Origin of the sequence: Enterobacter sp. BNK-22 (genome assembly GCF_048684805.1) — a bacterium.
In the GTDB taxonomy this organism is placed as follows: domain Bacteria; phylum Pseudomonadota; class Gammaproteobacteria; order Enterobacterales; family Enterobacteriaceae; genus Enterobacter; species Enterobacter quasiroggenkampii.
Genome location: NZ_JBLQTT010000002.1, coordinates 57,442 through 82,018, shown reverse-complemented (window position 1 = coordinate 82,018; position 24,577 = coordinate 57,442). Strand labels below are relative to the sequence as shown.

Annotated in this window: 17 protein-coding genes and 3 pseudogenes; 11 read left to right on the top strand and 9 right to left on the bottom strand. The window is 47.5% G+C overall.

Annotated elements, in window-relative coordinates; translation table 11 throughout:
• Positions 1–170 precede the first annotated feature (170 nt).
• The 4 genes from ACMGGE_RS22615 to ACMGGE_RS22600 all read left to right on the top strand — a co-directional run bounded on the left by ACMGGE_RS22615 (position 171) and on the right by ACMGGE_RS22600 (position 4,643).
• The gene (locus ACMGGE_RS22615) at positions 171–1,367 is read left to right on the top strand and encodes an MFS transporter (protein WP_274578677.1); all 1,197 of its coding nucleotides are present in this window, start codon (positions 171–173) and stop codon (positions 1,365–1,367) included.
• Positions 1,368–1,406: 39 nt separating this feature from the next.
• Complete coding sequence (locus ACMGGE_RS22610) at positions 1,407–2,381, top strand: SDR family NAD(P)-dependent oxidoreductase (protein WP_274578678.1); 975 nt, start codon at positions 1,407–1,409, stop codon at positions 2,379–2,381.
• A gap of 227 nt (positions 2,382–2,608) precedes the next feature.
• Complete coding sequence (locus ACMGGE_RS22605; RefSeq protein ID WP_274578679.1) at positions 2,609–3,589, top strand: aldo/keto reductase; 981 nt, start codon at positions 2,609–2,611, stop codon at positions 3,587–3,589.
• Between the two features lie 67 nt (positions 3,590–3,656).
• Positions 3,657–4,643, top strand: coding sequence for an SDR family NAD(P)-dependent oxidoreductase (locus tag ACMGGE_RS22600; protein ID WP_274578680.1), 987 nt, complete (start codon positions 3,657–3,659; stop codon positions 4,641–4,643).
• Between the two features lie 354 nt (positions 4,644–4,997).
• Here the strand turns inward: ACMGGE_RS22600 and ACMGGE_RS22595 are convergent, their stop codons facing one another.
• Entirely contained in the window at positions 4,998–5,891 is an 894-nt protein-coding gene (locus ACMGGE_RS22595) for a LysR family transcriptional regulator (protein ID WP_274578681.1), read from the bottom strand.
• Positions 5,892–6,401: 510 nt separating this feature from the next.
• Here ACMGGE_RS22595 and ACMGGE_RS22590 point away from each other — a divergent pair.
• Positions 6,402–7,127, top strand: a complete 726-nt coding sequence (locus ACMGGE_RS22590; protein ID WP_274578682.1) for an isochorismatase family protein — start codon at positions 6,402–6,404, stop codon at positions 7,125–7,127.
• Between the two features lie 69 nt (positions 7,128–7,196).
• A complete protein-coding gene (locus ACMGGE_RS22585) occupies positions 7,197–8,201 on the top strand; it encodes a hypothetical protein (RefSeq protein ID WP_410029376.1) in 1,005 nt (334 codons plus the stop codon).
• 152 nt (positions 8,202–8,353) lie between these two features.
• Here the strand turns inward: ACMGGE_RS22585 and ACMGGE_RS22580 are convergent, their stop codons facing one another.
• Entirely contained in the window at positions 8,354–8,545 is a 192-nt protein-coding gene (locus tag ACMGGE_RS22580; RefSeq protein WP_420290690.1) for a hypothetical protein, read from the bottom strand.
• A 231-nt stretch (positions 8,546–8,776) separates the two neighbouring features.
• Between ACMGGE_RS22580 and ACMGGE_RS22575 the strand changes: the two are divergent.
• The 4 genes and pseudogenes from ACMGGE_RS22575 to ACMGGE_RS22560 all read left to right on the top strand — a co-directional run.
• Positions 8,777–8,977, top strand: a pseudogene (locus ACMGGE_RS22575) (GH36-type glycosyl hydrolase domain-containing protein); the annotation flags it as partial.
• Positions 8,978–9,370: pseudogene (locus ACMGGE_RS22570) on the top strand (transketolase C-terminal domain-containing protein); the annotation flags it as partial.
• A gap of 379 nt (positions 9,371–9,749) precedes the next feature.
• Positions 9,750–10,016: a DUF1778 domain-containing protein gene (locus tag ACMGGE_RS22565; RefSeq protein WP_248223252.1), complete on the top strand. Its 267-nt coding sequence runs from the start codon at positions 9,750–9,752 to the stop codon at positions 10,014–10,016.
• Positions 10,004–10,489: a GNAT family N-acetyltransferase gene (locus ACMGGE_RS22560; protein WP_420290672.1), complete on the top strand. Its 486-nt coding sequence runs from the start codon at positions 10,004–10,006 to the stop codon at positions 10,487–10,489. The genes ACMGGE_RS22565 and ACMGGE_RS22560 overlap by 13 nt, the downstream gene beginning before the upstream one ends.
• A 269-nt stretch (positions 10,490–10,758) precedes the next feature.
• Here ACMGGE_RS22560 and ACMGGE_RS22555 read toward each other — a convergent pair whose 3' ends face one another.
• The 6 genes and pseudogenes from ACMGGE_RS22555 to ACMGGE_RS22530 all read right to left on the bottom strand — a co-directional run bounded on the left by ACMGGE_RS22555 (position 10,759) and on the right by ACMGGE_RS22530 (position 18,956).
• Positions 10,759–12,120 (bottom strand): HNH endonuclease, encoded by a 1,362-nt coding sequence (locus tag ACMGGE_RS22555; protein ID WP_420290671.1) that lies wholly within the window; start codon positions 12,118–12,120, stop codon positions 10,759–10,761.
• Positions 12,090–13,234, bottom strand: a pseudogene (locus tag ACMGGE_RS22550) (IS3 family transposase). The gene ACMGGE_RS22555 and the pseudogene ACMGGE_RS22550 overlap by 31 nt, the downstream one beginning before the upstream one ends.
• A gap of 75 nt (positions 13,235–13,309) precedes the next feature.
• On the bottom strand, positions 13,310–13,762 hold the full coding sequence (locus tag ACMGGE_RS22545; RefSeq protein ID WP_420290670.1) for a hypothetical protein: 453 nt from the start codon (positions 13,760–13,762) through the stop codon (positions 13,310–13,312).
• 20 nt (positions 13,763–13,782) lie between these two features.
• Positions 13,783–15,003 (bottom strand): response regulator, encoded by a 1,221-nt coding sequence (locus ACMGGE_RS22540; protein ID WP_420290669.1) that lies wholly within the window; start codon positions 15,001–15,003, stop codon positions 13,783–13,785.
• Positions 14,996–15,469, bottom strand: coding sequence for a hypothetical protein (locus ACMGGE_RS22535; protein ID WP_420290668.1), 474 nt, complete (start codon positions 15,467–15,469; stop codon positions 14,996–14,998). The genes ACMGGE_RS22540 and ACMGGE_RS22535 overlap by 8 nt, the downstream gene beginning before the upstream one ends.
• Entirely contained in the window at positions 15,447–18,956 is a 3,510-nt protein-coding gene (locus ACMGGE_RS22530; RefSeq protein ID WP_420290667.1) for a hypothetical protein, read from the bottom strand. Before ACMGGE_RS22530 ends, ACMGGE_RS22535 begins: the two co-directional genes overlap by 23 nt.
• A 291-nt stretch (positions 18,957–19,247) precedes the next feature.
• Between ACMGGE_RS22530 and ACMGGE_RS22525 the strand changes: the two genes are divergently transcribed.
• Complete coding sequence (locus ACMGGE_RS22525; RefSeq protein WP_420290666.1) at positions 19,248–20,237, top strand: tyrosine-type recombinase/integrase; 990 nt, start codon at positions 19,248–19,250, stop codon at positions 20,235–20,237.
• Between the two features lie 154 nt (positions 20,238–20,391).
• Here ACMGGE_RS22525 and ACMGGE_RS22520 read toward each other — a convergent pair whose 3' ends face one another.
• Positions 20,392–24,558, bottom strand: coding sequence for an AIDA repeat-containing protein (locus ACMGGE_RS22520; protein ID WP_420294205.1), 4,167 nt, complete (start codon positions 24,556–24,558; stop codon positions 20,392–20,394).
• Positions 24,559–24,577: the final 19 nt, after the last annotated feature.

The following is a 24,577-nucleotide window of genomic DNA, read 5'->3' as shown; positions in this document are numbered from 1 at the left end:
CATATTGCCTAGTTGTATATTTTGCGATCACCCCTTTTTAGGTGAAATAGCGACGACGGCTGAGGAAGTATAAAAAAATGAATAAATCACATTAGTTAATAATCATATATATCTGCCTTGATAAGGGCTACTGGAAAAAACTAACACCTGACCGTCATAAGGAAGAAAAATTGACTGATAAGAGCATGATCCCTGAAACAAACCTCACGAAAGCGATGGTGCTCCTCTTCGCCGTCACTGGCGGCCTTGCTGTCGGAAATCTGTACTGGGCCCAGCCATTATTGCATGTTATTGCTATTGATATGCATATTCCGGCAGGCAACGCCAGTCTACTTATTACGATTACGCAACTGGGCTATGCACTCGGGATTTTCTTGATTGTACCACTGGGTGATACGATAAACAGGAAATACTTGATCCCTGCTGTTCTCTTTACCTCTGCACTAGCCCTTCTCGGATGTGCTCTTTCCTCGCAGTTCATTATATTGTGTATATTTATGGGGATTCTGGGAGTGACTACAGTGGGAGGAGGTATTTTGACTCCTTTTATCAGCGATATATCTCCTGCTGCTAAACGTGGAAAAATTATTGGCACTATTGTATCCGGAATGCTGACCGGGATCCTGCTCTCACGTACACTGAGCGGTTTTTCCAGTGAATATCTGGGATGGCGGTCTATCTACTTTTTTGCCGCCGGATGCACATTTTTGTTAGCGATGCTTTTATTGTTCATACTCCCCGAAGAAAAAGATAAAGCTCGTATACCCTATGTTCCTTTGATCCTCTCTGTTTTTAAAATTGCAGGGAGCCACAAGGCTATCCGTACCACCCTGATGCTGGGATTTGGTGTCTTCGCCGTCTTTAGCGCATTCTGGACAGGTTTAACATTTCTTCTGAGCAGTTCGCCCTTTTTCTATACGACCGACCAAATTGGTCTGGTCGGCATTGCCGGTCTTGCTGGAGCGCTCGCAGCGCGAAGAGCGGGCTCACTTCACGATAAAGGATACTCGGTTGCAGCAACGGGTTATGCACTCATTCTGGCCATTGTTTCCCTTGCTGTGACGCTGATTGCCGTACACACCATCTGGCTGGTCATTATCGCCGTTATTACCTTTGATATGGCAATCCAGACGCTGAACGTGGTGAATCAGTCCAGAATACTGGCGCTGGATCCAGTCAACCGCAGCCGGATTAATACCGCATTTATTACTTTAAACTTCATCGGTGGGGCAACGGGTTCAGCCCTGACAGGTCTGCTCTGGAATGCCGGTAACTGGTACGCCGTTGCAGGTGCAGGCATGGCAGTGCTGGGCATAACCTTCCTTATCTGGTTTTTCTTTCGTGGAAATCTGGCCACTCACCGGTGAATCAGCACCCGTGGCTATTGTTCTTACTGAGGATAATTTATGACAACTGACTTTACTGCAACGTCCACCGCAAACGATGTTCTCAACAATGTTGACCTGACAGGTAAAAATGTTCTGATAACCGGTGTCTCTGCCGGTCTTGGCGTGGAAACGGCCCGGGCTCTGGTTGCACGGGGAGCTTCAGTGACAGGAACTGCGCGTAACCTGAAAAAGGCGGAAGCTGCTGTCTCTGATATCAGATTACTGGCTGCAGAATCGGCCGGTTCCTTTCACTTAATTGAGATGGATCTCGCCGCGTTGAACAGTGTCTGTGCAGCAACGGACAGCCTGCTCAACAGTAACCAACATTTTGATATCGTCATTGCCAACGCAGGCGTCATGGCGACACCGGAAGGGAAAACGGCGGACGGGTTTGAAACCCAGATGGGTACAAATTTCATCGGTCACTTTGTGTTCATTAAACGTCTGATACCAGCCCTTAATCCGGGAGCACGAATTATCCTGCTCTCTTCGCTTGCCCATGCCATTGCTGACGTGAATATTGAGGATCTGAATTTTGAGCTCACTCCCTATGATCCCTGGATAGCCTATGGCCGCTCAAAAACGGCAGTTGCACTGCTTGCAGTCGAACTGGAACGCCGGTACGGAAGCCAGAATATTCACGCAGCATCCGTTCATCCAGGTGCGATCCAGACCGAACTGCAACGCCATTACAGTAAGGAAGTCGATGAAGCTTTCATCGCTGAGATTAATAAGGCGAATGCCAGAAGAGGTCTCCCACCATTTCAGTGGAAAACAGTACAACAGGGAGCTGCGACGACAGTCTGGGCTGCCGCCGCAGCCAGTGTGTCTGATATCGCCGGTAAATACTGTGAAAACTGCCATGTCGCCTACATCAATAACAGTGAGGGGGTCAGCGACGGGGTTCGTTCTTATGCTCAGGATCCAGCACATGCAAGTGCTCTCTGGGACGCCGCAGAACGTCTGGTGAAAGAGAAGTTCGGTGATATATAAATTCGGGAGAATTAATCGCCCACCGGCTGAAGCTGTATCCACTTTCATCCCCTGACGAAATTCTTTTAGTCAGCAGCGCCTATCGCTGAAACTTTGGCCAGTTACATAAAACTGGCCTTTCAGTTATGTATTGTTGATTTTTTTTCATAAGTCCATCTCAAACATGAGTATTAATTTTTGATGAAACAGGTTCTATAACAAACTTTGGATGATCAGAAGGAGAAAGAATGAAACAACGTAAACTGGGTCAGGAACTCCGGGTATCTGCCATAGGTTTTGGCTGTATGGGACTCTCTTTCGGATATGGACCAGCTGTGAAGCAGGATGAAGCAGTGCAACTCATCCGGTCAGCTTATCAGAACGGCGTTACTTTTTTTGATACTGCAGAAGCTTATGGCGCTGAAAATGAAACGCTACTGGGAGAAGCGGTTGCTCCATTTCGCCATGACGTCGTACTTGCCACAAAATTTGGCTGGAAGGACGGTAATGCCAGAACGGGATTGCTCGACAGCCGTCCGCAGCGGATACGGCAGGTGGCTGAAAAATCCCTGAAGCTGATGAAAACAGATTATATCGACCTGTTTTACCAGCATCGCGTGGATCCCGATGTTCCTATTGAAGATGTGGCGGGTACGGTTGCGGATCTGGTGAAAGAAGGGAAGGTCAAACATTTTGGCCTTTCTGAAGCGGGGCCTGAGACCATCCGCCGCGCCCATGCCGTTTTCCCGGTTACGGCTGTGCAGAGTGATTACTCATTGTTTACCCGGGATCCTGAAAAATACATTCTGCCGCTTCTGAATGAACTTGGTGTGGGATTTGTTCCATTTAGTCCCCTTGGCAAGGGGATCCTGACGGGAGCAATCACATCAGATACTGTTTTTGATGAAAATGATGTACGTAACCGTCTTCCCAGATTCAGTACAGAATCCCGTGATAACAATGTGAAAATTGCGACAGAGATAGGTCGTCTGGCATCAGGGATTAAGTGTACCAGTGCCCAGCTGGCACTGGCGTGGCTACTGGCGCAAAAGGAATGGATTGTGCCTATCCCGGGGACCACAAAGATACACCGTATGCAGGAAAATACAGCGGCAGCTTCAGTGGTGCTGACGCCGGAAATCCTTCAGGAACTGGATGCTCTCTTGCTTAAAATGCCGGTGAAAGGAACCCGGTATAACGAAAAGGACCTAAAACTGGTAGGCCGCTGAACGAGGAAAATGGGGGAGGTTTCAGACACAACCCCCTCCCTTAGTCATACATATACCAGGAGTGAAAATGAAAAACGAGTTTAATGCGGAGTCGACGACAGAAGATGTTCTGAAAGGTCATGATCTTTCTGGTTTGCGGATTCTTGTCACCGGGGCATCTGCCGGGCTTGGCGTAGAGACAGCCCGGGCACTGGTTGCGCATGGCGCTGAAGTGATCGGAGCGGTCAGGGATATTGATAAAGGTAAGCTGGCTACACAAATTGTTCATGAAGCGGCAATACAGGGCGGCGGTAAATTTTCGTTGATCCAGCTCGATCTTGCCGACCTGGACAGTGTCCGTTCTTGTGCCGGTAAACTTCGGGACAGCGTTTCAGCGCTGGATATTATTATTGCCAATGCCGGGGTTATGGCCACACCATTCGGTCTGACTAAAGAGGGATTTGAAATCCAGATTGGCACAAACTTTATCGGCCATTTTGTTCTTGTTAACCGCCTTTTTCCACTGCTTAAGAAAGGCGGAAGGGTCGTTATTTTATCCTCAGGGGCACACTCACGGGCAAATATTGATTTGAACGACTTTAATTTTACCCACAGCCGCTACGATCCGTGGATAGCTTATGGTCGTTCTAAAACGGCTGATGCCTTGTTTGCCCTGGAGCTGGACCGACGAGCACAACGATATGGCATTCGTGCCATTGCCGTTCATCCAGGCTCCATCCGGACAGAACTTCAGCGGCATTACAGTCCAGAAGATGAAGAAGCCCTTGTCGCTTCTATAAATGAAGCCAACCAAAAAGCCGGACGCCCCCCGTTTCGCTATAAGGATATTTCACAGGGAGCGGCAACAACGGTATGGGCTGCAGTGGCGGCACCTGTGGAGGAGGCCGGGGGGCGGTATTGCGAAGACTGTCACGTTGCGAAAGTGATGGATGGAGAGGGGCTGCGCGAAGGCGTTCGTTCTTATGCTGCGGATCCTGAACAGGCGAAGGCTCTGTGGGACAAAGCGGAAGAGCTGACCGGAGAAAAGGGACTTTGTTTCGCTGAATCGGAGTAGCGCCCGTTACAGAAAAACCTTTCATCTGCCCGGTTTTACTCCTCAGAAGAATGACCGGCTGTAAATACTGAACCATACCGGGTACAGACCCGGTATCCATCTTCATGATCAGCGAGCCTGCAGCCAGGGTCTGCACGGACAGCCAGAAAACGACCTGCGCCAGAGAACACGCTTATTTCAGGAACTGTTTTCTGACCATAATCATGTACGCTTTAAAAAAGGAGCCTGGTTTTGATCGTCATGTGTCACAAAAAAGCACTGCAACATTAATTGCGGACTGAATATATTTTTCAGTAATAAGCACCTTTTACTGAATAACAGAGCAATGGCGACCGGGATGTCGCTATGCGGCAATCATTCACGAAATCTAAGCGCCTCTACAAACGCGGTAAAAGCTGATGAAGTAAGATGCCGGTTGGGGTAATACAGGTGCAGACCTTCCCAGAGCGGCGACCAGTCAGCCAGAAGTTCCTGTAGCATGCCATTGCGGAGATACTCATCGGCATACTCTTCATGCACATAAGCCAGTCCAATTCCCTCCACAGCCGCCTGCAGTGCATGCTCAACGTCATTAAATATCAGGGGGCCCTCAACTCGGACTTTTACGATTTTTCCGTCACGGGCAAACTCCCAGGGGACAATCTGACCTGCCAGCGAAAAACGGTAATTAATGCATTTATACTGAATCAGCTCCCGGGGATGCGCGGGAAGGTGAATGGTGTCCAGATAGGCCGGCGCGCCCACTACCAGATAGCGCGTATCCGGACTTATCCTTACTGATATCATATCCTTAGCCAGGTTTTCCCCCATTCGAATCCCTGCATCAAAGTTCTCGGACACGATATCAAGCAGGCTGTTACTGACGTTCATTTCAACCGTCACATCCGGATAGTCTGAAATGAACCGTCTGATCTTTGGCCACAGATAAAACCGGGCGGCGAATTCAGGGGCAGATAAACGTATGGTACCGGCAGGCTTATCCCGGAGAGTGTTGAGCGCATCGAGTTGTTCGTCAATGGCATCCATCAGGGGTGAAATTCCTGACTGTAAACGAATGCCGGCTTCAGTCAGGGCCACAGCCCGGGTTGTTCGGGTAAACAGTCGCATACTCAGCCGCCTTTCCAGATTCCGGATGGTATGGCTTAACGCAGAGGGAGATACGTTCATTCTGGCGGCCGCCCGGGTAAAACTGAGTTCGGAGGCAACCGCCATGAACGCTGCGAGGTCGTTGTAATTATCTTTAGCCATAACAATCCACAGGAAGTCGTAATAAATTATTAATCAGTCCGGAATGGTGCTGAAAAGAACGGAACCGTAAGCCGCCCGTCCGACATGCGGCTGGTTCAGTCATCAATATTAGTGAAATTATCTCATCAGTTCATTCTCATCTTTGCATTAAATGTCATAAAACATTTGCAGTATAGTGTAGACGGGTGATGTCCTGATGCAGTTTTGCACAAGTGCTGTCTCCCGCCGTTCAGGAAATACAACGGCGACAGATACGCAACAGGCTGCCGAAACGGCATTCTTGTGCCGTCCGTTCTGCCTGTCGAGTCAATGGACGGGATACATCATCTGGTAACTGTCATGTCTACCGGTATGACCGCTACATATGAGAATTGTCAGGCAATATTAATTTCATGGCCTCATAGGTGCAGGGATTTCAGCTCCCTAATATTGCGATTTATGGTCATGGTGCCCCGGGCAAGTCTGCAAATAAATAAACCTCTCACACACTCAATCAGAGCGACTCATCAAATGAATAAAAAATTAACCTCCCTTAATATGGGAATATTACTGGGTGCAAGCCTGTTTCTGACCAGCGTACAGGCAAAAGATAACCAGATAACTGCGCCGGAAACTCATCTGTCTTATACATCCTCGGTAATTTCAGCAACCGGTGTAAAAACGGTCAGAAACGATACGCTGGATCCATCAGATGTACTGTTTATCTTTGCCGACCTGCATCCTGATCTAATCGCATCCAGCAATACAATGTCACCGTCTGCGCTGGCAGCCAACGCAGGGGGACTGGCAAAAGTTGCTCATGCCATCAAGGCCCCGTCCCTTTTTCTGACCGTGCCACGGAATGGGAAACCGGGTGAACTCCTTCCGGAACTCCAGCCTTACGCGACGGCAGAAAACACTATTTACCGGGAAAATGCGGATCCATTCAGGGTTAAGCAAATCGTTAATGCAATTAAAAAATCTGGAAAACACACCCTCATCGTTTCGGGCTATACCTCAGAGGTTGCCGTCATGCTTACCGCGCTGGGCGCTCTGGATAACGGGTATCGGGTATTGATCCCTGTGGATTGTATCGGTAATCGCTCAGCTCGCACCGAAGATGCAGCACTGGCCCGGACTGCACAGGCAGGCGCACAAATCACGTCCCTCGCCAGTGTGGCAGCTCAGCTGGCACCTGATTTTTCTAAAGAGCCCGGAACGACCATTCTCTCCGTTATCCTGGACGCCAAACTTTAATAAAAACGAAGCTGTATAAACTGACGATATGTCCGTTTCACCTGTTTAAACCTACGAAAAGAGCACGCTATGCAAGATATAAAACTCTCAACATTTGGTTCCTTTATTGCCGGTGGCGAAGTGGTCAGGCGGCAGAATACCGACGGCACAGAAGAGGTTACCCTGCGCCATCAGGCATACGTGGAATACTATATTCCTTCAGACCTGTCGGCAGATCGCTCGGCTATCATTCTGACCCATAATTATTTCGCGGCTTCAGCCTGGTTAAGTAACGTTGACGGGAAAGAAGGCTGGGCGCAATTCTTCCTGCGTAACGGCCACCCGGTGTATGTTATCGATCCGCCCGGGTCAGGACGTGCCGGCTTTAATCCGGATGATATCGACCATGCACAGATGGTGATTGATGGCGCGATGTCTGTTGATAAAGGGTTCTGGCCAGGCCAGGACAGCAGTGCCTGGGCTGCATGGAATATGGGACCTGAATGGGGGGTACCGGGTGATGGTATCCTTCAGGGCAATCAGATGCCCGGTGATGAGGCTTCCAGACGTCGCCTGCTCGGGACGCTTATCCCGAATAAACCGGTTCCTGATGCCATTCTGGACGACACCTTCATCAGCGTGCTTGAAAAGGTCAATAATCTGTCCGGCCCGGCAGTTTTTGTGGCGTGGTCAATGGCCGGTGGTCTGGGGCAACGTCTGCTGCTGAGGCGCCCGGACCTGTTCAGAGCCCTGATCCTGCTGGACGGCTACAGCGGCGAAAATCGTTTCCCACAGCCCGGAAAATGGTTCGATAACGGGCCTATCAGTGAATATAAAACGGTAGCTGCCACGATGGCCAGACACAATATTCCGCTTCTCAACGTCAACAGCGCAGGCGGACACTATTCCAACACCGGGCATTCAGGCGAGCTGAACCAGACGCTGGTCGATGAAATCCATGCCGTAAACGGCAAAGCTGACAGCGTCTTCCTGCCTGATCATGGTATTCCGGGTAACAGCCATATGATGTTCTTTGAACAGAACAGCGATGATGTTGCTGCACTACTGAAAAACTGGATCGCAGATATTGCCTGAATAATATAAACGGACCAGGCCTGGCGATCGGCCATTTCCTTAAGCTTTTTAGCCGTGCCTTCTGGCAGTGCCTCAGACGCAGGGACAACGTCTCGCCACCTGCAGTTGTCCTGAAGGATAACTGCAGGACTCCACGGGCAACGGCTGGCTTTTCAGTGAACCGGCTGAAGCAATTTCCGGAGGAGTTTAAACTCGCCGTTATCCAGATTTTGCTGAATCGGATAGACCGCGATACGGCAGAGAATACTGACCTGTATGACTATAATCGTCAGGTTAACCGAGGCTGGCGTGACTTTATCCTGCGCCTGATGGGTATCCATTTGCCTGACAACGGCCGTGTTCATCTTCAGGGCATTAATGCCAGAAAAGAATCCATCTATCCCGCCTGAAACCGCGCCGGCAGTTGTGGTAACCGCAGACTGTCTGCAATCGTAAATGCCTGGTCGGTCTCTTTTTCATTGGATTTGCGGCCAGGCTCGCCAGCACCACCTCCTGATCTCCCCTGCTAGCTGCATACAGACCGCCTTCCCTGCGGTTTTTTTATGCCTTTTCTGCGGTGATAAGACGGGGCGGAAGCCTGCCGGCTCGTGGCCCGGAGTGGCTACTATCAGTCTGGCGGTGCATTTGGTTTTCGCGATCAGCTGCAGGATACGCTGGCTCTGAGCCACGCTGCTCCGGACCGGATGCGTGAACAGATAATACTCTGTGCATCACGGCAGTTTATCGAGGGGGATGTGCAGCACTGGTGGCACCCACCACACGGCAACGGTGTGCGTAAAGCCGCACTACTGGAAGAGGGGCGCGACGTCCTGATCATCGCCTCAGGCCTGATGACCATGCGAGCCCTGGAGGCGGCGAAGCAGCTGCGTAAGGATAACGTCAGCGTGGCGGTGCTGCACTCGCCCACGATTAAGCCGCTGGATGAAGAGACAATACTTGCCCAGACGGCGAAGCCGGGACGGCTGGTGATTGTGGCGGAAAACCACAGCAGCGTTGGTGGACTGTGTGAGGCTGTTGCGTCGCTATTAATGCGCAACCGCGTGAACGTGGACTTTGATACCGTCGCACTGCCGGACGCTTTCCTTGATGCGGGCGCGCTGCCCACTTTGCACGAACGATACGGTATTTCGACTGCCGCCCTGGTGGAGAAGATTCGACGCAGGATCTGAATTTAAGGGGCGGTATCCATCGCCCTTTACGAGTTAAGTAAACGGTCTGACAAATTCGCTAAATTTGTCCACTTCCCCGGTGCGACTATTGGCAAGTACAATTGTCGCAACCGGGATACCTGTTCACGGTATCGTTCAGGCACAGCATGTCCTTCGGGGGGATGGAGTGTTCGGCGATGCCTTACCAATTCGGGATAACGGTCAGATGACCTCATCTTGAAAGATAGCAACGTCTTAGATTTAAATTATTGAGGTATAAATTAATTATATTTAACATAAGATAGATTACAGGCACCTCCCATTAGCTTTGTGTAGCTTTTGCTATACGCTTTACATGTGTTATGCTTGTAAAGCAATTGCTATACAAGGAGCGCCCCCCATGAAATCAGATGTTCAGCTCAACCTAAGAGCTAAGGAATCTCAAAGAGCACTCATTGATGCTGCAGCAGAGATTCTCCATAAATCACGCACAGACTTCATCCTGGAAATGGCATGCCAGGCTGCTGAGAATGTGATCCTCGATCGTCGAGTATTTAATTTCAATGATGAGCAGTATGCAGAGTTCATCGATATGCTCGATGCGCCAGTTTCGGATGACGCTGTCATTGATAAACTCCTGGCAAGGAAACCTCAGTGGGACGTGTAACAGCACCAGAACCGTTATCCAGTTCGCATCAACTAGCAGAGTTTATCAGTGGTGAGGCTGTACTTGATGGCTGGCTTAAACAGAGAGGATTAAAAAACCAGGCTCTCGGTGCAGCCCGAACGTTCGTTGTTTGTAAAGCAGACACGAAACAGGTTGTCGGTTTTTACTCTCTGTCCACCGGCAGCGTCAACCACGTGGAGGCAACGGGAAGCCTTAGGCGCAATATGCCAGATCCCATCCCCGTCATCATACTTGCTCGCCTGGCTGTCGAAGTTTCATTTCGTGGAAACGGGCTGGGGGCTGATTTATTGCATGATGCAGTTTTGCGCTGTTATCGTGTAGCTGAGAATATTGGAGTCCGTGCAATTATGGTTCATGCACTGACTGAAGAAGCCAAAAGCTTTTACCTTCACTTTGGTTTTAAGGCATCGCAAACCCAGGAACGCACATTGTTTCTCAAACTACCACAGTAGGTTTAGAAATCGAAGTAGGGCAACACTTCTATGTAACCTTATGATTAATATCTTTAATTTTACCACATTTAACATAATCTTTGTTATGCGCACCAAAATTGTAACTGCAATATTCTAATGTCACTTTAAACCCATTTAGTGATGTCACTTTTTCTAGCATAAAGGATCAAATCCTCAGACAATGGAGACATCAGAATGCTTGTGACCATGTAAGATAAATAACTCAGCCGGATCAACATTATTAAGTCAGTTGTTGAAAAGCGAATAGTTTAGGTCGGCTCTTTGATAATGTCGTGGATCGCAGCGAAACTTTCCCACCTAGCCACTAGTTCCTCAGTACCGAGGACAACCTGAGTCTTTCCGATGACCTTGCCATGATACTCATTAAAACCACCATCCAGCGCCGCACGGCTGAAATAAACGCGCAGGGTGGCCGGATGGATAGCCATATCGCCCGCGTCAAACACATCATGCAGAGACGTTTCCAGCAGCAGGCCGTTGCAGACCTGCATTTTCCCGTACTGAGCGTGAGGCTGAATATGGCACGCTTGAAGCGCCCGCTGGTAGCTCTTGCCGGATACCAAGCAGCGTCCGAAACAGTTTGCCATTACTGCATCGCGGAAGGCCTTTTGTGCCGCTGTATTTCGCTGAGACTGGACAAACACACCCTCATTAGTCGCAAATGAGGTGTAATCGGTCATATCGACGTGCTGAGCAATGGGGTTAACCATTGTAGAATTTCTCGGGTCAAGATTAACATCCGTCACCGTTGCTGGTTTGACGTCTGTCACGCTAAGTGAGGACTGTTCAGTAACTGACGGTATCAATTCATTTTCCGTCAGGAAACGGTCGGCCAGCTGGTTCGCGGTCAATCCTGAATGACGCTGTTCAAATACGAATCTGCGGAAATCAGGTATCAGTCCTGCCGGGATTAGTTCGCGGATAACATCGGCTAATCCTTCAACAGGAGTTGTTGGCTTAACTTTTATTTTACTTGCTACCAACAGCCCGGACGGCATAGCTGCGGTCCTCATAGATGCATCACGGTTCGCAGGTATATAAATTTTTTTTCGTGTTGCAGTCCTTGCAAGAACGACATCTGGATCCACAACCTCAAGTACTGGAACTGAGGCGAGTTGCCTTCCCAGAGGTTTATCTTTTGGGCATTGAAAATTTATGCCAAAAGTCAGACCTTTTGAAGACGAATCTGTGATGCCTTGACGTAAAGCATCCCAGCCCGCCTTGTTTTTTGAGCGCACAAGGGCCGCACTTTCGTTGACAATGAAATCCTCTTTACGGTGAACGAGTTCCGGTGGCGGTCGATTTTCTTCACGAGCTTGAGCTAATCGCGGGTGTGATTGAAGTATGGCGATCATTATCCCAATACTCTTATTGTCGGCCATTTTGAATGCAATTTGATAGATTTCGAAACCAGATTTTGAGTAGGAATTTATCCCCAGTTGCTCGCATACAAATTTGGCTTTATCTATAAGCTCACGGCGCTTTCCTCTACGAGCCTTTGCAGCCTCTTCTACCCGCGTCTTTTGATCGTCTCGTAAAGCCAATTTTTTAGCCTTTTTTTGCTCTTTACACTCAGCTTTTAGTGCCGCTTTATCACCTGCATCATACATTTCAGCGACCTCAAAAAAAACGCACCGGCCGGGGTCAGATGATTAAATGAACCATGCCAATGCCTACAGTTATAAAACATTTCGATGTAATCAAAAACATCGCTGCGGCCTGCTTCCAGCGTTCCGTTGATCTTTTTCTTAATCCGTTCGCGTTTCAGTAGCTGGAAATAACTTTTCGCAACCGTATTGTCGTGGCAGTTACCGCGACGACTCATGCTGCCTTCCAGACCGTGTGATATCAGGAAGGGCTGCCACTCATGGCTTATGTATTGACTGCCCTAGTCGGGATGAACCAGTACCTCTTTTTGAGGATTACGCCGTATAGCGCCATCAGTAACGCGGTCAGGACTATATCTTTTGTCATACGAATTTGCATTGACCAGCCAAAAAATTTTCATGAGAACAGATCAGCCAGGACGGCCAGACCCATCGAACCTTCATGGGGCCGGATATAGGATATGTCCATCACCCAAAGTTCATTCGGTGCGTCCGGAATGAACTGCCGGTGGAGCCTGTTAGGTACCACGATGCAGCCCTCACCTTTGCGTGCTAATGGGCTCCGGTCCCCTACCCGAGCCTTTATTTCAACACACCTAATCAGCCGCATGACCCGGTTCATTCCGCACTGTAGTCCGGTATCACGCAGAACAAGATGGATCGTGCGTTGAAATAGACACAGCCTGAATCAAGCGAGAACTGTTTGATTTGGCCATCAACCTTAGGTCTGCCTGGTTACGTTGTAAATGTGGCTCCTGAAACTAGAGATAAAATCAACTCGGATGAACATCCATAACCCAGCAGAGCAGACTAATAATTCAGCAATGGCCGTAGGCGTAACTCAGTAGGACAGTTTTGCTTAGTACGCCGCGGCTTTTTTTTGTATGTGCCTCTCGTCAGTAATCCGATTCAGTTCTTTCTGAAGTCCTCGGAACTCAGACTGAGTATCGGACTGAATTTAGTAGTTGATGAATTAGGGTAATATTTTTTCCCGGGCATAGAGGCTGTGCATAGTGATATCAAGACGGATGGCGACGCTTACGATGGAATTAACGCGATCAACAACCTGGTTAACCGCTTCTATTTTGAATTCTTCGGGATATAGTTTACCGCCAATGGGCACCTCTCTGTTAAGTCATCATAAATAACTCTAAGATGTCTTTTTAACCAGCGGCGGTTCAATTCTTTATAATTATCGTGATAATATAGATATAAACCAAGGTGCAAAAACAAGTATGAAAGATGAGTAACCAACTATTACAAAAGTACATCTAAAACACCGTCCGTATGTCCACACTGACAGGATGCCATTTTTTAATGCTGTGTTGTTATTGTCTTTGTCAAATAAGTGCAGAGCAGGTTCAGAAATATTCCTTTCTATGATAGACAATGTTTTTTCAGCCTCTTTAATAAGCAATGACACTCGCTGGTCAAGCTTCCAAAAAATAAAAGACACGAACATCAAAAACAAACATAAAAAAGAGGAAATATAATTAAATGCGCCACCTTGCTGTAAGCACACCCCTATCCCAGTAGATACCAACCCTGAAATAGCGAGGTAAAAATTAAAAACAGTAATACGTTGTTGTGCATGAAGCTCAAAATATTTCCACGCGTGCTCTAACATCAATTCATTATCATACATAAAAAATATCAACCTATAATTTAGAATGGTAAAAATTCATTGCTTAATAATCGGTCAAAAAATTGAGCAGATGTATAAGACGCATATTCCTGCCAAGAATCGGTTTTACTTGAGTCCGCATAATCTGATACTGATTTTATAACTAAACATATGGGGGCTGTTTTCCTGGCGTAATCTGAGGCTGCCATGACTGCATAAGCTTCCATGTCAACACCTATCAAATCTCGGTTTTGAGTAGTAATTGAAGCGAGCGAAGAGTCGGAAGCTAGTACCATTGCACCAGAGGCTAGTGGCCCTATGTGTACTCTTAATTTACCTTCTGGAACATCATTTTTCCATCCGCTAACGATGGATGCTAATATATTTCTATCATTCCCAATTTCTTGCGCAATTTGAGATAAATGTGATTCTAGCGGTACCTGATGAGGTGCGGCAATAAAAACACTAGAACCACTATCATCTTGTGTCATTTTACCACTTCCCCAATCCCACGTAGGATCAGCAATAATGATGTCCCCTAAACAAACCTTTCCTTTAACTCCAGCACAAATGCCAAGCATTACAATAATTTTTGGTTTAAATCTTTCAACCATCTTCATTGCTAGAGCTGATGCAGAAGGCATTCCTTTACGATTAGTTGAGGCAACGACAACTTTTCGAACTGAGTTTTCTATCTTTTTCTCACCAAAATGATAACCAGTTGGGTCATCATGGAAACGGGTTTGCCTCCATTCATATGGAAGCTGTAAAACGGCTTCCATTTCAGGATCTCTCAAAGCAGTTACGATAGCTACATCTACCGTAGGCGAATTTAATAGATTTCTTTTAGACCGTACTAACATTAGTTTTAATTTACCGGCTAAAACAACTTTCCATGAATCATTTAAAGAATCAAATCGGCATAAGGTAATTCCACGCTTGGATGCTTCATTTTGGTACTCTTCTATAGAATCTTCTTTTTCTGTAATGAAAGCTATATCCATAGGAATCTTAGAGTGCGGATCAATTATTAACATATCAAATAATTCAATCCCTCCTAATGAGTTAGGTGCTGAACCAACTAATGTAGGCAAGTTTATGTCAATTAACATGAAATCAAAACTCATCTCTCGAGTTTTTCGTCTAGCAGCTTGTGATGTTGTTACATGCTCGATGTAGACATTTTCATCTATTGTGCGAAGCAAATCAGATATCAATTTAGTTTTATTATATTCATCATCAACAACGAGTATATTAATCATTTTTAAAAAGTTCTTTTTCAATTTGATTTTTTAAAGAGTTTCGCCATCCACTTTCCGATAAACTATAGTATGTAAGACCTCTAAAAATTGGACTGTACATCTTAGTTAATTGGTCTTTAAGTTGATCTATAGAAAGTCTATTCGGTTCTTCTCCATGCATGTCAAACATAGTAACGACTATTGTAGGTATATGTATTTTTCGTAGTTTCATTTGTGCCAGTAAATCAGATCCCGCGAAGTGTTCAGGCTTCCCTCCACCGGGCTCAGTTGAAGATGAATCATAGTTCGGCATGCTCATATCCAATAGTATTCCAGTGTAAATCTTCGAACCTAACATTAGCTTCCGAAGCCCACTACTAAAAGATCTAGCTGTATCAACCTGGAACAAAGGAAACTCTGAATGTATGAAGTTTATCAAGGTTTCAAGTTTATCCTCATCATCTTCAATTATAAGTATATTGTTCATCCAATACCTCAATTTTGTATTGTACAGTAACTTCAAACTGCGATCTTCCTTTGTACGTAAATGTAAGTTTAGGATCCTTATAATGTGGAGAATTTATTGTTGACCAAATTTTATGAAAACCACTACCTTTTTCCTTTTGAGCTTTTACTCTTGTGTCTTTCTTGCTGATCTCTGTCCTAATTTGAGTTATTCTTTCTTCAAGTTCAAGAGTGTAGTTATCAATATTATTTCTGATAGCCAATTCAAAAATACCATTTTGATAGTTAAGTTCAACGTCAATTTTGATATCTGAGATTGCTAACCCTGAATGCTCTATAGCATTTTCGAAACATGCACAATATAAATCAACCATGCCATCTAGAGTACGACCAGGCATCTGGCTAGCGTTGCTTATAAGATTTATATTTACGCCCCCCCAATTTTCAGCACCTGATATCAAATTTGTAACCATGGTTTGAGCAATCAAAACAGGAAAGTCTATTGAATAATCTGGTCTATCGTAAACTTCATTTCTTGTAAACCATGTTGAGACAATACTAATTTGATGTTGTATGTTGGTTTTTGCTCTGGCTATATGGTTTGGCAATTCACCCAAACGCTCGGAATAACCTAATGTACCCAGTGATTCATTTAATTTCTCAAAAGCCGTAAGGATACTGGATTTTACTATTGTCTGCATGCTATTTTTAACTTTAACTAAGTTATCATCTGTTTTTTCCCAAAGTATATCGATACATATGTCTATGAATTCGTCTATGTTATCGAGCTCTTGTAGCTTAGACTTGACATAAATCCTCTCAACATTCGTCGTTCTATATGAAAATAATGCAACACCTCCCCCTCTAACACTTATATCATCAACTACCTGTACCTGTATCAGTTCATCCCTAACATATGAAATTATATCATCAATCTTTTTACCAAAAACTTCGAGTAATTGTAATACATTGTTTTTTTCACCCTCATCTAGCTCTAATAAATTTTCGTACCAGTAGACATTTTTATTATATTTACCAGTGCCTTCTGATTTTTCAGTTATCAGAATTTCATCAACTAACGGTTTACGTATAGCATTACTAAATTTTCCGTGCCTGACCCTTGTGCTAAGATATGTATTTAAACCATGATCTCCTAATAAAAATTCAGTCGTAATTTCTGAAAATAATGCTGCAAACTGTGTATCCTCCTCCCCTAATATATGTACAGTGGACATTAATTTTGTAAGCGATGTTCCTGTACTTTCAAAATTACCAAAAACATCAGTAAGAACGTTAACAATCCCTATATTATCACTTTCGTCATATTGCATTGTTGTTATATATTTTGAATATACATCACCTAAACGTGATTTTAGCGATTTTTTTATGGCTCCAACATCCACATATACTCTACTCTGGTCAACTAGCTTAGTTGCTTTAGCTAGTTCTAATTGTTTAACTCTCTCTCTAATCTCCATTTGGTAATCGCTTGAATTATTAGGGTCTATTTCTATCAATGCCTTGCAAACTTGAATTCTAGCTTCCTCAATTTCTTTGGTGCCATTATATATTAAGGTCTGCCCCATAACTTCAGGCCGCCATACTAATTGTAAATATAGTTTAATATATTCTTTATTAACATTACCACTACCACTTATCAAATCAAACGGAGTATTGACAGAATTCTCTATATTATATTTCTCAAATGAATATCGAAGATGTGCTAGTTTAGAATTTCCGAAGAAATTTGTGTAAAGTGCTAAAATTAAAGGTAGTGAAATAGATGCTGGCCATTGATCTGGATCATCTAACAAATCAATTAATTCATCAAATGGTAATTTCGTAGGGACCGCATGCCATACTAGATATGTATCTATTAATTTGGTGATCGCTAATTCAATATTACCTGAACGCGCCAGGGAAATGATGATTGCTGCATGAATTTTTAACGATTCTGATGATTCTGAATATTTTAGTGCCTCCTCCAGTGTAACTAAAGCCTTGTCATGGAAATTATTATGTTGATAGTATCTTCCAAGATATTTCAAGTATCTATCACGACTTATCTGTTCAATTTGATAGTTTGATTTTACTTTACCGAGGGTGGCTAGACGTAACACTTCTTTTGTATTTTCATAATGATTTTTAAATAGGGCATTAATACATTCATTTGTATAACTAGGATTTGTCGATAACAACAAAGTAAAAGGACTAATTCTATTGTCAATCAAAAACAAATCTCGCAGATAATCTATAGTCATGCTATAGTTTTGCACAGATAGTTCATTCATAACGGCAAATCTAATATGTGTAGACCATGAGTGATTCATGAAGCGATCATTATAAACATTTAAAGTCAGTGCAGAAGCATACGAGTTTTCATTAAATTTCAAAACTTCTTTGATGTCGTCCGATATTTCAGATAGTAAAAATGGATATTCGATCTCTAAGTTAACCTTAGATTCTGATTTAATTCCTATAAATAGAATAGAAATATCAGTGATATTTTTTGAATCTTTGAAATAGTTTTCTACTAAATTAATGGTTTCTAAATATCTACCAGCCGTATATTTTTCTAGAATGCTTTCCCTTTCATAATTTATAGGTGTATCGAAATATTCACCAAGACAAATTAGAATAGGTATAAGCCTCGGATCTTGTAGGGCGTTGTATAATACCTTAATTGGTTTCCTTATACTTTTTTCTAGCTGTCTGAATACCTGTTCGTTACTTACTGACCAGCGTAATACGTTAATAAGAGATTCATAATAATCAATTAAGTTTGCATTATAGTCCAAACACAACAATATACTTATTTGTTCAAAGTTTAGACTGTGCCTATCAAATATTTTTGCTCTTGCATATTCATGAATAAGCTTGGAATCAGAGTTTTTAAATGATTTGGCTAATTCAGTTTGTAAATAACCAGGTATAGATGAATCTTCTACTCTTTTACCAATAAAGTTAATGATTAAATCTAATAATATGTTTTCTTTAACATGTTCTCTCATTTCCTTTACTATTTCTTTCTTCGCCTCTGGGCCGTGCCAGTGTTGTGTCGCAGCAATCCTATTTTCAAGTAGCCAAACTGACCACCCAAATTTCATTTCTATTTCCTGTAGAGATTCACTAAATTTTATTGGGTTATTTGAAACGACATAGGATTCGATATCTTCACTTAACTTCAAGTAATCTTTTAATTCTGACTTATAAACTAGACATGTAGAAATACACCATATTATTTCATTGGCAGCAGATGAAAGTCTTAGAATACCATCCCCAGAGTATAAATCATTTATATTCTTTTTGTAATTGATTGATATGGTTTTCTCAAGGATTTCTTTGTTAACCAGTTCTCTGTATTTATCAAACAAGTCAGTAGTTAATGTGTCATTTTTTAACATATTTAGACCAGCTAGTGTTTCAGTTGTGCTGGACTTCAACATAGACCTAAAGACGAATTTATCTATAGTTACTGATTTTTTTCTTTTGGCTTTTATTTTTTTCATTCTTTTCTCTTTTTATGAATGTCATAGGGACATGATCATGAAAGTATGTCTGAAACATAAATGCTTGTACCACGCTACCGCCCTCAGAATGAAACATCTGATAGTAGCGATATGTCCTTTTCCATTTGAGCTGGATACTAACAAGAGATCAAGAAGTTATATCAATTATTGTTCTACTAATTAAAATGTATCTTTGAAAAAGTAGACTCTCTGCGGTACGCTTTGGCGTATACTTTTCCCCAATTTTTCACGCAGCGCGCCGGAGGCTTTCCGGCCTGGACGGAGCACTGGATGACACTGATGCCTGACGATGAACCAGAGCTGAACCCGTCGCCGGTGGTTATTACCTCAGATATGGATTTCCTGCCAGCGCTGGTCGGTGCTGAAAGTCCGGTCGGTCCTGCCCGGGCCTACCTGCTTTCCCTCAATTCTCCCCGCAGCCGGCAGACCATGGCCTCGTTCCTGAACATTGTAGCCGGCATGCTCGGCGCCACGTCCCTGGAGTCCTGCAGCTGGGGCAGCCTGCGGCGCCATCATGTGATGGCCGTGACCGAGCTGCTGCGCGACACCGGCCGGGCTACGGCCACCGTCAATACCTATATTTCGGCGCTGAAGGGCGTGGCGAAGGAAGCCTGGATGCTCAGGCTGATGGACGTCGAGAGTTTCCAGCACATCCGGGCGGTACGTAACCTGAGGGGCAGCCGCCTGCCGCGCGGCCGGGCCCTGCCGCCGGAGGAGATACGGGCGCTGTTTGGTGCGTGCGAGGCCGATGACTCCAGTATTGGGGTACGCGATGCGGCAATGCTGGCCGTCATTCTCGGCTGCGGCCTGCGCAGGTCGGAGGCCGTAGGGCTGGATTTGCGTGACGTTGTCACAGATGAACAGGCACTCAGGGTGCTGGGCAAAGGAAACAAGGAACGGCTGGCCTTCATGCCGGCTGGTACCTGGCATCGGCTCAGGACGTGGATCGATGACGTGCGGGGAGAAAAAGACGGACCGCTGTTCACCCGGATTCGCCGCTTTGACACTCTTACGTACGACCGGCTGACCGATCAGGCGGTGTACTATGTCCTGCAGGTGCGTCAGCGTCAGGCAGGAATAGCGAAATGCGCCCCGCACGACCTGCGTCGCACCTTTGCCACCGCCATGCTGGATAACGGTGAAGACCTGATTACCGTGAAGGATGCAATGGGTCACGCCAGCGTCACCACCACCCAGCAGTACGATCGCCGCGGGGAAGCCAGATTGCGTAAAGCAAGAGACCGCCTGAATCTGACGTGAATCTAACATTATGATAGATGAATTTGATCTGTTTAATGCATTAAGTTGCGAGCACTAAAATACCTAATAATTCATCTACTTAGCGTATGTACAATATGTTTGGTATCAGTCGGGTCCTGGTAAGAGACTCGGCTCTTACCAGGACAATTAGCGATTAAAACCCAAACCGGATACCCAGAACGCCCTGCACCGGCGCCTCGACATGGCTGCCCTGACGGTAGTTAGCCTCTCCGTACAAGGTTACGTCTTTGCCAACGTTAACCGAAGCGCCCAGACCGTACTTGCCTGATGTGCCTTTGACGTTGTTGTCAAAGCGGTTACGCCCGTTGATGGTGACCTCATTCGAGTCAGCAAACTCCTGTACCACCGCCGCGGACAGGTAAGGTTTGAACTCCGTTGCTCCCAGGCTGAACTTGCCGGCAAGCTTCGCGCCCGCTTCACCCGTGACGGAGCGCGGGGTGCCGGTGCTGCCCTTCATGCCGTTGCTGAGCTTCACGTCCTCACCGGTCATCTGCACGAACGACATCCGGGCATAAGGAGTGAGGCTCAGGTCGTCACTGATGCTGAACTGGTATCCCCCTTCCACGGCGGTACTGAGCGCATACTGCGTCCAGTCGCCACCGGTAATGCCCCCGTTGGTCATGACCGCCCTGAGCTTGTTGTTCAGGCGGTTACCCTTCACCACCCCGTCAGCGTAGAAGCCGCTGGCATCAAACCAGGTCGCATACAGGCCGAGGCCGTAGCTGTCGATTTTGCTTTTACCGCCGCGGGCATGCTTCACCGTGTTGTCGCTGTAAGACATGAACGCACCCGTGACAAGGCTGCCGCGCTCAAAGTCAGTCCGGATGTCGGCACCGATTTCCAGTCCGTTCTGGTTCAGGGTGTAGGCTGCGCCGTTGCTGGTATCCGTGTGGTTCTTGCTGCCGAGATAATGACCCCAGACGCTGCTTTCCGGTCCGGTTTTGTCCAGGCTCGCGCGATACGTGCGAAGACCATCCAGCTCGCCATGGATCACGTTCAGACCGGCATTGGACATGGCCAGAACAGCGTCGGTTGCTGGGGTGGTCATCGGCTTCTTGCCGCCGCTGCCGTTACCGCCCGCGTTGCCGTTGTCGCCACCGCCAGGATTTTCACCTCCGCCAGGGTTTTCACCACCGCCAGGGTTCTCGCCACCGCCAGGGTTCTCGCCGCCGCCCGGGTTCTCACCGCCGCCAGGGTTCTCACCGCCGCCAGGATTTTCACCACCGCCAGGATTTTCACCGCCGCCCGGGTTCTCACCGCCGCCAGGGTTCTCACCGCCGCCAGGGTTTTCGCCGCCGCCCGGGTTCTCACCACCGCCAGGGTTCTCACCGCCGCCAGGGTTCTCGCCACCGCCAGGGTTTTCACCGCCGCCAGGGTTTTCACCGCCGCCAGGGTTCTCACCTCCGCCAGGGTTTTCACCTCCGCCAGGGTTTTCACCACCGCCAGGGTTCTCACCACCGCCAGGGTTCTCACCACCGCCAGGGTTCTCGCCACCGCCAGGGTTCTCGCCGCCGCCCGGGTTTTCGCCGCTGCCGTCATCCATGGCACCGAGATACCAGACGTTACCGCCGGTATGGCCGTCCTTATCCTGCTGGCTGTACAGGGTGTACATGTAGGTACCGCCATCCACGAATCGGGTGCTTCGGCCGGACGCCGTGACCAGTTCAAAGTCAATGTCACCACCCTTCTCATGAATCAGATTCAGCGTCAGGTCATCGTGGCTCGATATCTCTTTACCGGAGTCAGCCACGGCAAGACCAAACTGGCCTGAGCCCTGCTCAATCGTGACGAAGTTGCCGTCTTTATCAGCCAGTGAGGTGTTCAGGAGGAAGTTCCCGGTGCCGTTCAGCTCCATAATCGTCAGCTTTGCAAATTTGCCGTCGCTGTTGCGCAGGAAGTTGACGTTGCCGCCGTCCATGGTGAGGTTACCGACCTGAGCCGTGTCCAGGCTGGCTGTGGCATCAGTAAGGTCGCTGACTGAGAGGGTGCCCCCCGAGATGTTGACGTCCGTTGCGAGAGCGCCGGCGTCCATCAGCAGTACGCCACCGGCGTTCACGCGGGTTTCGCCGTCGGCCACTGCTCCAGTCATCAGCCAGGACTGCCCGCCGTGGATGGTGGTGTCAGTAGTTTTACCGCCAATTTGGACGACCTGACCACCACCACTGATGGTTGTGCCAGTGGCCGAGCCGCCACTTGAGACGTACTGAGAACCACTATTGATTGTGGTGGAGGTGGCCGAGCCGCCATCATAGACGTGCTGTTCACCAGCACTGTTGATAGTGGTGTCAGTGGCCGAACCTCCATTGAAGACGTCCTGATACCCCCAACCGTTGATAGTGGTAGAGGTGGCCGAGCCGCCGCTGGAGACACGCTGAACACCACCGCTATTAATTGTGGTTAAAGTGGCAGCTCCGCCATTGAAGACGTGCTGATTCCCCCAACCGTTGATAGTGGTAGAGGTGGCCGAGCCGCCGCTGGAGACGTACTGTTGCCCCCAACCGTTGATAGTGGTAGAGGTGGCCGAGCCGCCGCTGGAGACGTACTGTTGCCCCCAACCGTTGATAGTGGTAGAGGTGGCCGAGCCGCCGCTGGAGACGAACTGTTGCCCAGCACCACTGATAGTGGTATCAGTGACTGAGCCGCCAGCGTAGACATACTGATACCCCAAACCGTTGATAGTGGTAGAGGTGGCCGAGCCACCACTTGATACATTCTGAACACCACCGCTATTAATTGTGGTTAAAGTGGCCGAGCCACCACTGGAGACGCGCTGTAGCCCACCACTGTTGATAGTGGTAGAGGTGACCGAGCCATAGACGTTCTGATAACTATCGCTGCTGATAGTGGTGTCAGTGGCCGAGCCGCCACTTGATACATTCTGAACACCACCGCTATTAATTGTGGTTAAAGTGGCAGCTCCACCACTGAAGACGTACTGATAACCACCACCACTGATGGTTGTGTCAGTGACCGAGCCGCCGCTGGAGACACGCTGAAAACCACCGCGGTTGATAGTGGTGTCAGTGGCCGAGCCGCCGCTGGAGACGTGCTGTTCACCAGCGCGGTTGATAGTGGTGTCAGTGGCCGAGCCGCCATTGTAGACGTGCTGAGAACCACTAATGATTGTGGTAGTGGTGGCCGAGCCGCCCCTGAAGATGTGCTGTTCACCAGCACTGTTGATAGTGGTGTCAGTGGCCGAGCCGCCGCTGTAGACACGCTGAAAACCCCAGTCGTTTATGGTAGTAGTATTTACAATGCCCCCATTGCTGACAATCTGTTCACCACCGCTGTTGATTGTGGTAAAGGTGGCCGAGCCGCCACTGGAGACGTACTGAGCACCAGCACTGTTGATAGTGGTGTCAGTGGCCAAGCCGCCACTGTTGACGCGCTGTTCACCATCATTGATAGTGGTAGAAGTAGCCGAACCTCCACTCAAGACGACCTGATAACTACCACCATTGATAGTGGTAGAAGTAGCCGAGCCGCCGCTGGAGACGTACTGATAACCACCACTGATGGTTGTGTCAGTGGCCGAGCCGCCACTTGAGACGTACTGACCACCACTATTGATTGTGGTAGAGGTGGCAGAGCCGCCGTTGTAGACGTACTGACCACCACCATTGATAGTGGTAGAGGTGGCCGAGCCGCCACTGAAGATGTGCTGATTACCAGCATTGATTGTGGTAGAGGTGGCAGAGCCGCCGCTGGAGACGTACTGATAACCACCACGGATGGTTGTGTCAGTGGCCGAGCCGCCGTTGTAGACGTACTGACCACCACTATTGATTGTGGTAGAGGTGGCAGAGCCGCCGCTGGAGACGTACTGCTTCCCGCCACTGATGGTTGTGTCAGTGGCCGAGCCTCCACTGAAGATGTGCTGTTCACCAGCACTGTTGATAGTGGTGTCAGTGGCCGAGCCGCCACTTGATACATTCTGAATACCACCGCTATTAATTGTGGTTAAAGTGGCAGCTCCGCCATTGAAGACACGCTGGGTGCCACCACTATTGATGGTTGTGGTGCTCACTTTGGCACCATTGACTTGTTGGGTGCCTCCGTTGTTGATAGTCGTGGAGGTGGCCGTATCGCCTGACCACAGAAACTGGTTGCCCGTTAACGTCACGCCCACATAATCTGTAGCCATGGCTGGCCCGGAAGGCAGCAGCATTGCACCCAGCAGCAAAGCCAGTGCGCTTTTCTTCGGCGCCAGCTTCGGCCGACCGGATCCGGTTGCCAGTTCAGAGGTGACCACCCATTGCTGGCGCGACTCGCACCAGACCGTGGTATATATTTTGTTCATATTTACGTACCTTATTTAT